This window comes from Klebsiella sp. BIGb0399 (assembly GCF_003752615.1).
GTDB lineage: Bacteria > Pseudomonadota > Gammaproteobacteria > Enterobacterales > Enterobacteriaceae > Klebsiella > Klebsiella lignicola.
Map to the genome: position 1 here is coordinate 1671613 of NZ_RKHT01000005.1, position 12692 is coordinate 1684304.

Here is a 12692-nt window from a genome sequence, read left to right on the forward strand (position 1 = left end):
CGTATTTTGCAACATTTTCTGGTCGGATGACAAGATGTTGAAAAGCCAAATTGTCACTACAATAATTTAACAGATTAATATTCATACATTTTTAGTATGATAGATTGTATGGATAGCATTATTTGCTAAAATTTCGCTGCGCCACCAGTCGCAGGAACGCCCGCTCGTCTGATCGTTCCAGCCCAACCATGCCCGATGCGACGGAAAATGGGAGGCGACAGCCTTCTCTACCAGCTCGCCACTCTCCAGTTGAGCACGTACCAGATACTGCGGCACGTACCCCCATCCCAGCCCGGCGGCGATCAGCATCAGCAGCCCCGGATAGTCATACGCCACCAGACAGTCCTGGTCATCAATCGGCGGCCACTGTCCGTCGATCGCAATCGCCCGATGGCGCTTCAATATTCGCCAGTTCAGCGGCGCGGTGAGTGCGGCAAGCGGATGCTGCGGGGCAACAACAAGCCCATACGCCAGTTCGCCCAGCAGGCTGAAGCCGTAACCACCGATCGCTGGAGGATCGCAGACCACACCCAGCACCATATCCGCCCGCCCCTCAACCAGCGCATCCCAACCATGGGACGACGCTTCGCGGAGGAATCGCAGCTGTGCGAGAGTATGTTGCTGATAGAACTGGTTCACCATTGGCGCCAGTAAAAAGAAAGGGAACGCCGTATCCACGGCCAGCACCAGGGTATTTTCCCACCCCTGATGCAGTTTAATTGCCTGTTTTTCCAGTTCACGGGCGGTATGCAACACCTCACGCCCTTTCTCCAGCAGCATCTGCCCGGTTGGCGTAAAGCGCGCCCGATGGCCGCTGCGATCAAGCAGCTGAATATTCAGATCGCTTTCCAGCTTGTGAATGGTGTAGCTCAGCGCAGAGGGGGTTTTGTAGAGCTTTGCCGACGCCGCGGCAAAGCTCCCCTCTTTTTCCAGAGCATCAAGAATAACGAGGACATCCAGCAGTGGTTTCATCGCCGCCCCCTCAGGTACGCGATTACCGCTGGCGCATTACTCCATCGGCATCACCAGCGGGTCGGGGTACTGATACTCAAACCCCAGTTCGTAGCAAATTCGGTTGCCATCGATGATCTTACCCGGCCCGCTATTGGGGTTGTCGGCAAATACCGGTGCCTCCAGCCCCAGTTCACGTGCCATTTGCGGGTAGAACACGCCACGCGCCGGATGTTTGGGCGCACATATATTATAGATGCGTCCGCCCTTCGGGGCCTGCAGCAGCAGTTCGATGGCCGAAACCACATCCTGCAAATGCACGAGGTTCACGCCATGCTGGCCGTCCGGCGCCGATTTTCCGGCAAAGAAGCGTCCGGGATGACGGGATGGCCCCACCAGCCCCGCCAGACGCAAAATATCCACCGACGTTCCCGGCAGGTTGTGCAGCCAGTCTTCCAGCTCTTTCAACACCCGGCCGCTGGCGGTCTGCGGATCGCGCGGTGAATTCTCTTTTAGCGTCCCGCTGGCATTGCCATAAACGGAGGTGGAGCTGGTAAATACGATGCGCGGAATATGGTAGGCCAGCGCCGTATCGACAATCTCCTGGACCGCCTGCAAATAAAACTCTTCACCCGGCCCGCTACGACGCGCCGGTAACGTAATCACCAGTGCATCGACTTTCATCAACGCATCCAAATCATCGGCATCGCAGACCAGCTGCGGCTCCAGGCGTAGCGGATAGCTATCAATACCGCACATCCTCGCCGCCTCCACGCCATCCCGGGTGGTTTTGCTGCCGGTGACCTGCCATCCGCGTGCATTCAATGACAAAGCAAGCGGCATGCCCAGCCATCCTAAACCGACAATTGCGACCTTTTTCATACCTGGCTCCTGACTCTTTCGCTGTGCTGATATAAGGCTACGCCAGCCAACCGCAACTGACAATTTCTTCAGTGAATATGAAATGAATTAATGATAGTAAAAAGCCCTTGCTTTCTGCGCTTGAAGTGGTTTAGGTTAAAAGACATCAAATGCATAGTCATTCAAAGAGAATTTTATGAACCGCGTTCAATTTAAACACCACCATCATCACCATCATCCTGACTAGTCTTTCAGGCGATGTGTGCTGGAAGACATTTAGATCTTCCAGCGGTGCATGAGCGCGAAATGAGCCCCCGGAAGATTCACTTCCGGGGGCTTTTTTTTGAACCAAATTCGGACAGATTCAGACAGGAATTAAGAGGAAACAAGAATGTTAGACAACAGCCGTTTACGCATAGCTATTCAAAAATCAGGCCGCCTGAGTGAAGATTCACGCGAATTACTGAGCCGTTGTGGCATTAAAGTGAATTTGCACACCCAGCGCCTGATTGCGCTGGCGGAAAATATGCCAATCGACATTCTGCGTGTGCGTGATGACGATATCCCGGGCCTGATTATGGATGGCGTGGTCGATCTGGGCATCATCGGCGAAAACGTGCTGGAAGAAGAGCTGCTGAGCCGTCGCGCTCAGGGCGAAGATCCGCGCTACTTCACCCTGCGCCGTTTAGATTTCGGCGGTTGCCGCCTGTCGCTGGCGACCCCGGCCGATGAAAGCTGGAACGGCCCGGCGGCGCTGGACGGCAAACGCATTGCCACCTCTTACCCGCACCTGCTGAAGCGCTACCTCGATCAAAAAGGCATCTCCTTTAAATCCTGCCTGCTGAACGGCTCCGTGGAAGTTGCCCCGCGTGCCGGTCTGGCCGATGCGATTTGCGACCTGGTCTCCACCGGCGCAACCCTCGAAGCAAACGGCCTACGCGAAGTGGAAGTGATGTTCCGTTCCAAAGCCTGCCTGATTCAACGCGATGGCGAAATGGCCGAGGCCAAACAGCAGCTGATCGACCGTCTGCTGACCCGTATTCAGGGCGTGATTCAGGCTCGTGAATCGAAATACATCATGATGCACGCGCCAACCGAGCGTCTGGAAGAAGTCGTGGCCCTGCTGCCGGGCGCCGAACGTCCGACTATTCTGCCGCTGGCAGGTGATAAGCAGCGCGTGGCGATGCACATGGTCAGCAGCGAAACGCTGTTCTGGGAAACCATGGAAAAACTGAAAGCGCTGGGTGCCAGCTCCATTCTGGTACTGCCTATTGAGAAGATGATGGAGTAATCCAGGCGGAACAGGCCTCCGGGCCTGTCTCAGAAAGTAGACAGGGGAAACGACCATGAGCTTCAACACAATTATCGACTGGAACAGCTGTAGCGCAGCACAACAGCAACAACTCTTAATGCGCCCGGCCATTTCCGCTTCCGACAGCATCAGCAAGACGGTGTCGGAGATCCTCGCCAACGTCAAAGAGAATGGCGATGCATCCCTGCGCGAATACAGCGCAAAGTTTGATAAGACCGACGTCAAAGCACTGAAAGTCACTGAAGAAGAGATTGCTGCCGCCGGCGCGCGCCTGAGCGATGAGCTTAAGCAGGCCATGGCGGTTGCGGTACGCAATATCGAGACCTTCCACAACGCGCAACAGCTGCCGGGCGTCGATGTAGAAACCCTGCCGGGCGTGCGCTGTCAGCAGGTGACCCGCCCTATCGCATCCGTGGGGTTATATATTCCCGGTGGCTCGGCGCCGCTGTTTTCAACGGTACTGATGCTGGCCACCCCGGCACGCATTGCCGGATGTCAGCAGGTGGTGCTGTGCTCACCGCCGCCGATTGCCGATGAAATTCTTTATGCCGCCCAGCTCTGCGGCGTACGTAACATCTTTAACGTTGGCGGCGCGCAGGCCATCGCCGCGCTGGCGTTTGGCACCGAGTCAGTCGCCAAAGTCGATAAAATCTTTGGTCCAGGCAACGCCTTCGTCACCGAAGCCAAGCGCCAGGTCAGCCAGCGTCTGGACGGTGCGGCCATCGACATGCCCGCCGGCCCTTCTGAAGTACTGGTGATTGCCGATAGCGGCGCGACGCCGGATTTCGTCGCCTCTGACCTGCTTTCTCAGGCGGAACACGGCCCGGATTCGCAGGTTATCCTGCTGACGCCGGATGCCGCGATGGGTGAACGCGTGGCCCTCGCCGTTGAGCGCCAGTTGGCTGAACTACCGCGCGCCGACACCGCTCGCGAAGCGCTCTCCGCCAGCCGGATTATCGTTGCCCGCGACCTGGCGCAGTGCGTGGAGATTTCCAATCTGTACGGACCGGAGCACCTGATTATTCAGACCCGCCAGGCCCGCGATCTGGTTGACGATATCACCAGCGCTGGTTCAGTGTTCCTCGGCGACTGGTCCCCGGAATCCGCCGGCGATTACGCCTCCGGGACCAACCACGTGCTGCCGACCTATGGCTATACCGCCACCTGTTCCAGCCTTGGACTGGCGGATTTCCAAAAGCGCATGACCGTGCAGGAGCTGTCGCGCGATGGCTTTGCCGCTCTCGCCTCGACCATTGAGATTCTGGCCGCCGCCGAACGTCTTACCGCCCACAAAAACGCCGTTACGCTGCGCGTCGCAGCCCTTAAGGAGCAAGCATGAGCATTGAAGAGTTAGCCCGCGCCAATATCCGTGCGTTGACGCCGTATCAATCTGCTCGCCGCCTGGGCGGTAACGGCGACGTCTGGCTGAACGCCAACGAATTCCCGACGCCGGTGGAATTTCAGTTGACCGAGCAGACCCTGAACCGCTATCCGGAACCGCAGCCAAAGGCGGTAATTGAGAACTACGCACGCTATGCCGGGTTGAAGCCGGAGCAGGTGCTGGTAAGCCGCGGCGCCGATGAGAGCATCGAGCTGCTGATCCGCGCGTTCTGCGAGCCGGGGCAAGATGCGGTGCTCTACTGCCCGCCAACCTACGGCATGTACAGCGTCAGCGCCGAGACCATCGGCGTAACCTGCCGTACGGTCCCGACCCTGGCCGACTGGCAGCTCGATCTGCCGGGCATCGCCGCCAGTCTCGACGGCGTGAAGCTGGTCTTTGTCTGCAGCCCCAACAACCCAACCGGGCAGATTATCAATCCTGACGATCTGCGGGCCCTGCTGGAGATGACCCGCGGGAAAGCAATCGTGGTTGCCGATGAAGCCTATATTGAGTTTTGCCCGCAGGCGACGCTGGCCGGCTGGCTGAGCGACTATCCACACCTGGTGGTGCTGCGCACATTATCCAAAGCGTTTGCCCTTGCCGGCCTGCGCTGCGGCTTTACCCTGGCGAATACCGACGTGATTGGGCTGTTGATGAAAGTCATCGCACCCTACCCGCTCTCAACGCCGGTGGCCGACATTGCCGCCCAGGCCCTTAGCGAACAGGGCATTGCCGCGATGCGCGCCCGCGTGGCGCAGATTGTTGCCGAACGCGAGTACCTGATTAGCCAGTTGAGCGGCATTCCCTGCGTGGAGCAGGTCTTCGGCGCCGAGACCAACTATATTCTCGTGCGTTTTAAAGCCTCCAGCGCGGTATTTAAATCTTTGTGGGATCAGGGCATTATCTTACGAGACCAAAATAAACAACCTTCATTAAGCGGCTGCTTGCGTATCACTATCGGTACCCGTGCTGAGAGCCAGCGCGTGATTGACGCTTTGACTGCGGAGAATGTATGACCCAGAAGTTTCTCTTTATTGACCGTGACGGTACGCTGATTTCCGAGCCACCGGTTGATTTTCAGGTAGACCGCTTTGAAAAACTGGCCTTTGAACCGCAGGTGATCCCTGTTCTGCTGAAACTCCAGCAGGAAGGTTACAAACTGGTGATGATCACCAATCAGGATGGCCTGGGGACCGACAGCCTGCCGCAGGCTGAGTTTGACGGCCCGCACAACCTGATGATGCAGATCTTTGCTTCTCAGGGCGTCGAATTTGATGAAGTGCTGATCTGCCCGCATCTGCCGTCCGATAACTGCGAATGCCGCAAGCCCAAAACCCAGCTGGTTCTGCCGTGGCTGGAAGATGGCGTGATGGATAAAAGCCACAGCTTCGTCATCGGCGACCGCGCCACCGACATTACGCTGGCCGACAACATGGGCATCACCGGCCTGCGCTATGACCGCGAGACGCTGAACTGGCCGACGATCTGCGAGCAGCTGACCCGCCGCGATCGCTACGCTCACGTGGAGCGCGTCACCAAAGAGACTCAGGTGGATGTGAAAGTCTGGCTGGATCGCGAAGGCGGCAGCAAAATCCACACCGGCGTCGGTTTCTTCGATCATATGCTCGATCAAATCGCTACCCACGGCGGTTTCCGCCTGGAGATTAACGTCGGCGGCGATCTCTACATTGACGATCACCACACCGTGGAAGATACCGGCCTGGCTCTGGGTGAAGCGTTGAAGCTGGCGCTGGGCGATAAGCGCGGAATTAACCGTTTTGGTTTCGTGCTGCCGATGGACGAATGTCTGGCCCGCTGCGCGCTGGATATTTCCGGACGCCCACACCTGGAATATAAAGCCGACTTTGCCTATCAGCGCGTGGGCGATCTGAGCACCGAGATGGTTGAACACTTCTTCCGCTCGCTCTCCTACACCATGGCGGTGACCCTGCACCTGAAAACCAAGGGCAAGAACGACCATCATCGCGTCGAAAGCCTGTTTAAAGCCTTTGGCCGTACCCTGCGTCAGGCGATTCGCGTTCAGGGCGATACGCTCCCCTCTTCGAAAGGAGTGCTGTGATGAACGTGGTGATCCTCGATACCGGCTGCGCCAACCTCAATTCGGTTAAGTCAGCGATCGGACGCCACGGCTATGAGCCAGCGGTCAGCCGCGACCCGGATGTGGTGCTGCGTGCCGATAAACTGTTTTTACCCGGCGTCGGCACCGCGCAAGCGGCGATGGACCAGCTGCGCGATCGCGAGCTGATTGAGCTGGTAAAAGCCTGCACCCAGCCGGTGCTCGGCATTTGCCTCGGCATGCAGCTGCTGGGGCGCCGCAGCGAAGAGAGCAATGGCGTCGATCTGCTGGGCATCATCGAAGAAGACGTGCCGAAAATGACCGACCACGGTCTGCCGCTGCCGCATATGGGCTGGAACCGCGTCTATCCGAAGGCGGGAAATCGTCTGTTCCGCGGCATCGATGACGGCGCGTATTTTTACTTCGTCCACAGCTATGCGATGCCGGTGAATCCTTACACCATCGCGCAATGCAACTACGGCGAACCGTTCACCGCCGCGGTGCAGCAAGATAACTTTTTTGGCGTCCAGTTCCACCCGGAACGCTCGGGCAGCGCCGGTGCGCAGCTGCTGAAAAACTTCCTGGAGATGTGATGATAATCCCGGCTTTAGATTTAATTGACGGCACCGTCGTCCGTCTCCATCAAGGCGATTACGGTCAGCAGCGCGACTACGGCAACGATCCGCTGCCGCGGCTGCAATCCTACGCCGCGCAGGGTGCTGAAGTTTTGCACCTGGTGGATTTAACCGGCGCGAAAGACCCGCAAAAACGCCAGATCGCTCTGCTAAAAACGTTAGTGGCCGGCGTTGATGTGCCGGTACAGGTCGGTGGCGGCGTGCGCACGGAAGAAGACGTCGCCGCCCTGCTGGATGCCGGCGTCGCGCGCGTGGTGGTGGGTTCAACCGCGGTGAAATCCCCGGAAATCGTCAAAGGCTGGTTCAAGCGTTTTGGGCCGCAGCATCTGGTGCTGGCGCTGGACGTGCGTATCGATGATCAGGGCAATAAACAGGTGGCCGTGAGCGGCTGGCAGGAAAACTCCGGCGTAACCCTGGAAGAGTTAGTGGAAAGCTATCTGCCGGTCGGTTTGCAGCACGTCCTGTGTACCGATATTTCTCGCGACGGAACCCTCGCCGGGTCGAACGTCTCGCTGTATGAAGAAGTGTGCGCTCGCTACCCACAGGTGGCATTCCAGTCCTCCGGCGGCATCGGCGATCTGAATGATATTGCCGCGCTGCGCGGAACCGGCGTGCGCGGCGTGATTGTCGGTCGTGCGCTGCTGGAAGAGAAATTCAACGTAACGGAGGCCATTCAATGCTGGCAAAACGGATAATCCCCTGCCTCGACGTTCGCGATGGCCAGGTAGTGAAAGGCGTGCAGTTCCGTAATCATGAAATCATTGGCGATATCGTCCCGCTGGCGAAACGCTATGCCGACGAAGGCGCCGATGAGCTGGTGTTCTACGATATCACCGCCTCCAGCGATGGCCGGGTGGTCGATAAAAGCTGGGTATCACGAGTCGCAGAAGTGATCGATATTCCTTTCTGTGTCGCCGGCGGGATTAAGTCGCTGGAAGAGGCGGCGCAGATCCTCTCCTTCGGCGCGGATAAGATTTCGATTAACTCCCCGGCGTTGGCTGACCCAACGCTGATTACGCGCCTCGCCGACCGCTTTGGCGTGCAGTGCATTGTGGTGGGTATCGATACCTGGTTTGATGCCGAGAGCGGCAAGTATCACGTCAATCAGTATACCGGCGACGAGAGCCGTACCCGGGTCACCCAGTGGGAAACCCTCGACTGGGTGCAGGAAGTGCAGAAGCGCGGCGCCGGCGAGATCGTGCTCAACATGATGAACCAGGATGGCGTACGCAACGGTTACGATCTTGAGCAACTGAAGAAAGTGCGCGCCGTCTGCCGCGTTCCGCTGATCGCCTCTGGCGGTGCGGGCACCATGGAACACTTCTTTGAGGCATTCCGCGATGCCAATGTCGATGGTGCGCTGGCAGCTTCGGTGTTCCACAAACAGATTATTAATATTGGTGAACTGAAAACGTACCTGGCAGCACAGGGCGTGGAGATTAGGGTATGTTAAGTGAACAGCTAGACTGGGAAAAAACCGACGGCATGATGCCGGCCATCGTGCAACACGCCATCTCCGGCGAGGTGCTGATGCTGGGCTACATGAATCAGGACGCGCTGGCGCAGACCGAAGAGAGCGGGAAAGTGACCTTCTGGTCGCGGACTAAGCAACGTTTGTGGACCAAAGGGGAAACCTCCGGCAACTTTCTGAACGTGGTGAGCATCACGCCGGATTGTGACAACGATACCCTGCTGGTACTGGTGAACCCAATCGGCCCGACCTGCCATAAGGGCACCTCAAGCTGCTTCGGCGAAGCCGGGCACCAGTGGCTGTTCCTGTATCAGCTCGAGCAGTTGCTCGCCGAGCGCAAACATGCTGACCCGGAGAGTTCGTATACCGCGAAGCTGTACGCCAGCGGCACCAAGCGTATTGCACAAAAAGTCGGGGAAGAAGGCGTGGAAACCGCGCTGGCGGCAACGGTGCACGACCAGTTTGAGCTGAAGAACGAGGCATCGGATCTGATGTATCACCTGCTGGTGCTGCTGCAGGATCAGGATCTTTCTCTGGAAGACATTATTGCCAACTTAAAAAGCCGTCATCAGTAAATACGACGGGTTAAAGGCATAAAAAAGGCCGGTAGTTGAACAGTCCTGATAAAGGAGTTCGTTCAACTACCGGCCTTTTGCTTTACCCTACCTTAGGGCAATAGTCATTCGCGGTTGCGTTTAAACTCGGCGACCTTTTTCGCCAGCAGTTCTTCGCTGGCCTTAATTAAGGACGTATATTGCGAGTTTTCAAAGCCCCACAGCGTGGACTGCTGCTCCTCAGCATACCCCACCAGGAATGGAACCGTCGTCACAACCACCAGATCTTCTGCCGATTCAACGTAGCGGTCGATGGTATTGGTTTCAGCATCAATGTTTTTTTCATCCCACTGAGAAATCAACGCCATTCCGCTACGTGAATAGATGTTCATCACCATGCTGGTCATTTTATCGATATACACATATTCGATACCGTCGATCTCCCTGACATCAATGACTTTGGTCTCGTCATGAAGATGGGCGATGATGCCGGCAAAAATATGCCATTTGATCTCGGTAGTCTGCAGATGGTCGATGATCTTATTAAGCTTCTGGTCGTAATCAAGCGGGAAAATGACGTCATCTTCGCAGATAATACCCATTTTCGCCTTGCTGGCTAACATACCGGAAAGCATATATTTATAGCTCATCCCGCAGCCAATCCATCCAATGCGGTAACGGATACCGTCAAAGAAACGGAACCCATGCGAAGGACTCTTAAAGAAGGCTTTTCTGCGTACAGGCGTTTCAGACAGCGATAAGCACAGACGAGGGATATCGTTTTCCTGAACATCATCAAAGACGTAACTGCTTTCATACTGCGAGAATGTGAGCTTATCAATCGACAACAGATAACGCTTCAGATAGACGTTATTTTTCTTGTCTTCCGCGGTAAAGCGCGCAATTTCAGCCCGCTTCTCTTGGTAGTGTTGCTCATCAGACAGCAGCGTCTGCAGCTTCTCTACCATCGCCTGAATATCCCCCACCGGACAAAAATCAATTACGCCCTGCAGGTCCTGATGCTCTTCAATATCCGCACTGCTTTCACTGACGATCGGCGTACCTAATGACAGCGTTTCATACAAACGCGTTGTCTCCAGCAGCGCATCCTCATAATAATGGATGTTGATAACAACCCGCGCATCCTTGACCATTTTGGTCAGTCGATCGCCAAACACTTCAGACGCAATGGTCACGTTGAAATGCTTCTTCAACTCCTGCAGATAGGCCTTACGGCGTTCGCAATTGGGATCGCCGTAGAATAAAACATCTGCGGCTTTATCGCCTTTGTGCTCGCTCAGGTCATAGCCGATCTGCGTGAGATAAGCAGGATAATCGGCATAGCTGGAAATCGGCATATAGAACAGCTTCTGATAGGGAATGCCCTGCAGCAGAAGGTATTCGATATTTTTCAGTGAGTAATCAAATATCGCGACCGCGTTATTTAAGCGGGCAAAATACTCCTCGGTAAACCATCTTGAGTTGACCGATTGCTCCATCTGGAAGGCAATATAGTGCTGAGGCAGTTGCGTAAACATCTGCGGACAGACAACGATATGCAACTGACCATTGTCATGTTCCGCAACGTATGACGTACTGACCTGCGCCGTCAGGCCATTCTCAAGCAGGCTCTTCTCGATAAGGTGAGCAACAAATAATGTGTGCTGTGTTGCGAGAATACGTACATCGCCGTTATTAAGAAATGCCGCAGCCGGAGCAGAATCGGTCGCTGCGCGGTTGAGTACACGTTTAAAACCGTCCGCTGCGCCTTTCCAGTTACCGGACATAATGAGGCGTAATGCGGTTTTATACTTCGATTTCGACAGGAGGCCACCGGAGAGCAGGAAACGCGATAACGCCCCGTTACCCGAGTGAACATATTGCCGGGTCATTGCTTTGATCGTAGAAAATTCACCGCGGCAAATTCTGCCCGACATACGCACCGGCATGGTCAGTTTCCATGACAGGCTGTTACGCATGCGGTTAATTTCTTCCTGCTTCGTTTCGACTACAGACTGCAGTCCGGCTTTAGCCTGCTCCGCAACCTCAACCGCGACCGCAACCTGACTCTCAGCCTTTTCCTGTATCTGTGCGAGGGTAGCCGCGAGCTTTTCGCGTTCGGACACATCAGCAACGAGTTGGCCATTTGCCAAATCAAGTTGGCTATTTAATAAATCAATTTGGGTGTTTAATAAATCAAGTTGTTTATTATGTTCTTGCTGAGTGTTTTCTAAAATCTTTCGCATAGCTTTGTCTTGGGAAATGGCTTCATTTATCAATGCTGATAGTGTATACGCCTTCTCTGGCTGGCGACCAGGCATATCAACTGAGTAAAATTCAAGATGCTTACAGACGATTTCCAGCTCTTCAGGATGGCGCAATCTGAAGTCTAGGTAATCCTGATTAAATACCAGTTCAAAGGGAACGAGGTACGAGAACAAATAGAATGCGGCGGCGTTGACTCTGTCGGGAGCATCTAATTCATTGATAAAAGAGTAAGAACTGTCACCTAAAACCGTTGTTTTCTTTCCGGTTAATATTGCCTCAAGACCAACGCTTGAGTTAATAGTGAAGACCTCTTCGCACTTATGAATGAAAGCAAGACTGTTAGCTGAGTCATCAATCGTAAAGGCATCATCCCTTAAGCGGAATAAACTCCCCGGATGCGCACGCACCAGAATATCGTCTTTTTCATGATGCTGACGAACATACGAAATCAGTGAAATGTTCGTAAAATCATTACTATAGGCGATGAGATTGGAGTCATCTTCAACCTGCAGAACCACACCTGCAGCAGAAGGGGTCGCAGTGTCAGAGGGTGAGACAACCTCAAGGAAATAGTGGTGCAAATCATCCAGCGAGGCTTTGATATCAAAATCACGCTGACATTGTTCATACCGCGCACGAGCCTCGGTCCCACCATTTACGCCACTAAAGTCCAGATACGCCGTATTACGGTACATCGGCGCACGCAGTGGACCAATCTCTACATGCATAACCTCTTTACCCAGCGTCTGAGCAATATGTTCCAGGGAAGGACAGTTACAAATAGAGATAAAGGCATCAATCTGATCAACTTTGCTGTTCAGCAAAGTATGCAGTTCCGTTTCCAGCGCAGGAATTCGCTCGGTCAGGAATGTCGAGAACGATTTAATGGGATCATTATGATGACGAGCGAGTAACGTCTCGTATAAACCATTATCGAGGTGTAGGTACTCATGACGCCCGATGGTCACATCATTGGGCAATGAATACCCAAGTGACGCCATCGACGCCGGGTCAAATTCCCAGCGTCCGTGCTGCGTTTCATCATCGATAATATCTAAATATTCATCACCCGTGATAAACAGCAATTTATCTGTCGCACAGTGCAGATATTTGAAAAACAGCCACAAGTAAGGGGCTTTAAGCCCCCTGAATGGATAGGGAGGTAAAAATACTGCCAGCATA

At 54.8% G+C, this 12692-nt stretch carries 12 protein-coding genes and 1 other annotated feature; of the genes, 9 read left to right on the top strand and 3 right to left on the bottom strand.

The window, feature by feature from the left end; genetic code table 11:
* Window positions 1-81 precede the first annotated feature (81 nt).
* Window positions 82-972 (bottom strand): LysR family transcriptional regulator, encoded by an 891-nt coding sequence (locus tag EDF82_RS08290; RefSeq protein ID WP_123755021.1) that lies wholly within the window; start codon window positions 970-972, stop codon window positions 82-84.
* Between the two features lie 36 nt (window positions 973-1008).
* Window positions 1009-1833 carry an SDR family oxidoreductase gene (locus EDF82_RS08295; protein WP_123755022.1) on the bottom strand — a complete coding sequence of 275 codons (825 nt, stop codon included), beginning with the start codon at window positions 1831-1833 and terminating at the stop codon, window positions 1009-1011.
* 175 nt (window positions 1834-2008) lie between these two features.
* Here EDF82_RS08295 and hisL point away from each other — a divergent pair, with 175 nt between their 5' ends.
* The 9 genes from hisL to hisIE all read left to right on the top strand — a co-directional run bounded on the left by hisL (window position 2009) and on the right by hisIE (window position 9263).
* Window positions 2009-2059 carry a his operon leader peptide gene (gene hisL / locus EDF82_RS08300; protein WP_004899375.1) on the top strand — a complete coding sequence of 17 codons (51 nt, stop codon included), beginning with the start codon at window positions 2009-2011 and terminating at the stop codon, window positions 2057-2059.
* Window positions 2035-2157: a sequence feature (His leader region), on the top strand. (Overlaps the previous gene by 25 nt.)
* A gap of 46 nt (window positions 2158-2203) precedes the next feature.
* On the top strand, window positions 2204-3103 hold the full coding sequence (gene hisG / locus EDF82_RS08305; RefSeq protein WP_123755023.1) for an ATP phosphoribosyltransferase: 900 nt from the start codon (window positions 2204-2206) through the stop codon (window positions 3101-3103).
* 55 nt (window positions 3104-3158) lie between these two features.
* Window positions 3159-4463 (top strand): histidinol dehydrogenase, encoded by a 1305-nt coding sequence (hisD, locus tag EDF82_RS08310; RefSeq protein ID WP_123755024.1) that lies wholly within the window; start codon window positions 3159-3161, stop codon window positions 4461-4463.
* Entirely contained in the window at window positions 4460-5521 is a 1062-nt protein-coding gene (gene hisC, locus EDF82_RS08315) for a histidinol-phosphate transaminase (protein ID WP_123755025.1), read from the top strand. Before hisD ends, hisC begins: the two co-directional genes overlap by 4 nt.
* Window positions 5518-6585 (top strand): bifunctional histidinol-phosphatase/imidazoleglycerol-phosphate dehydratase HisB, encoded by a 1068-nt coding sequence (gene hisB, locus EDF82_RS08320; protein ID WP_123755026.1) that lies wholly within the window; start codon window positions 5518-5520, stop codon window positions 6583-6585. The genes hisC and hisB overlap by 4 nt, the downstream gene beginning before the upstream one ends.
* A complete protein-coding gene (gene hisH / locus EDF82_RS08325) occupies window positions 6585-7175 on the top strand; it encodes an imidazole glycerol phosphate synthase subunit HisH (protein ID WP_123755027.1) in 591 nt (196 codons plus the stop codon). Before hisB ends, hisH begins: the two co-directional genes overlap by 1 nt.
* Entirely contained in the window at window positions 7175-7912 is a 738-nt protein-coding gene (gene hisA / locus EDF82_RS08330; RefSeq protein ID WP_123755028.1) for a 1-(5-phosphoribosyl)-5-[(5-phosphoribosylamino)methylideneamino]imidazole-4-carboxamide isomerase, read from the top strand. Before hisH ends, hisA begins: the two co-directional genes overlap by 1 nt.
* A complete protein-coding gene (gene hisF / locus EDF82_RS08335; RefSeq protein WP_123755029.1) occupies window positions 7894-8670 on the top strand; it encodes an imidazole glycerol phosphate synthase subunit HisF in 777 nt (258 codons plus the stop codon). The genes hisA and hisF overlap by 19 nt, the downstream gene beginning before the upstream one ends.
* Entirely contained in the window at window positions 8664-9263 is a 600-nt protein-coding gene (gene hisIE, locus EDF82_RS08340) for a bifunctional phosphoribosyl-AMP cyclohydrolase/phosphoribosyl-ATP diphosphatase HisIE (protein ID WP_123755030.1), read from the top strand. Before hisF ends, hisIE begins: the two co-directional genes overlap by 7 nt.
* Before the next feature lie 104 nt (window positions 9264-9367).
* Here the strand turns inward: hisIE and EDF82_RS08345 are convergent, their stop codons facing one another.
* Complete coding sequence (locus EDF82_RS08345) at window positions 9368-12691, bottom strand: hypothetical protein (RefSeq protein ID WP_123755031.1); 3324 nt, start codon at window positions 12689-12691, stop codon at window positions 9368-9370.
* Window position 12692: the final 1 nt, after the last annotated feature.

Excerpts from the sequence above, each read along its gene's own strand:
- hisG (WP_123755023.1), top strand. The coding sequence starts at position 2,204 with ATGTTAGACAACAGCCGTTTACGCATAGCTATTCAAAAATCAGGCCGC.
- hisF (WP_123755029.1), top strand. The coding sequence starts at position 7,894 with ATGCTGGCAAAACGGATAATCCCCTGCCTCGACGTTCGCGATGGCCAG.
- hisD (WP_123755024.1), top strand. The coding sequence starts at position 3,159 with ATGAGCTTCAACACAATTATCGACTGGAACAGCTGTAGCGCAGCACAA.
- hisIE (WP_123755030.1), top strand. The coding sequence starts at position 8,664 with ATGTTAAGTGAACAGCTAGACTGGGAAAAAACCGACGGCATGATGCCG.
- EDF82_RS08290 (WP_123755021.1), bottom strand. The coding sequence starts at position 972 with ATGAAACCACTGCTGGATGTCCTCGTTATTCTTGATGCTCTGGAAAAA.
- hisH (WP_123755027.1), top strand. The coding sequence starts at position 6,585 with ATGAACGTGGTGATCCTCGATACCGGCTGCGCCAACCTCAATTCGGTT.
- hisC (WP_123755025.1), top strand. The coding sequence starts at position 4,460 with ATGAGCATTGAAGAGTTAGCCCGCGCCAATATCCGTGCGTTGACGCCG.
- EDF82_RS08295 (WP_123755022.1), bottom strand. The coding sequence starts at position 1,833 with ATGAAAAAGGTCGCAATTGTCGGTTTAGGATGGCTGGGCATGCCGCTT.
- hisA (WP_123755028.1), top strand. The coding sequence starts at position 7,175 with ATGATAATCCCGGCTTTAGATTTAATTGACGGCACCGTCGTCCGTCTC.
- EDF82_RS08345 (WP_123755031.1), bottom strand. The coding sequence starts at position 12,691 with ATGCTGGCAGTATTTTTACCTCCCTATCCATTCAGGGGGCTTAAAGCC.
- hisB (WP_123755026.1), top strand. The coding sequence starts at position 5,518 with ATGACCCAGAAGTTTCTCTTTATTGACCGTGACGGTACGCTGATTTCC.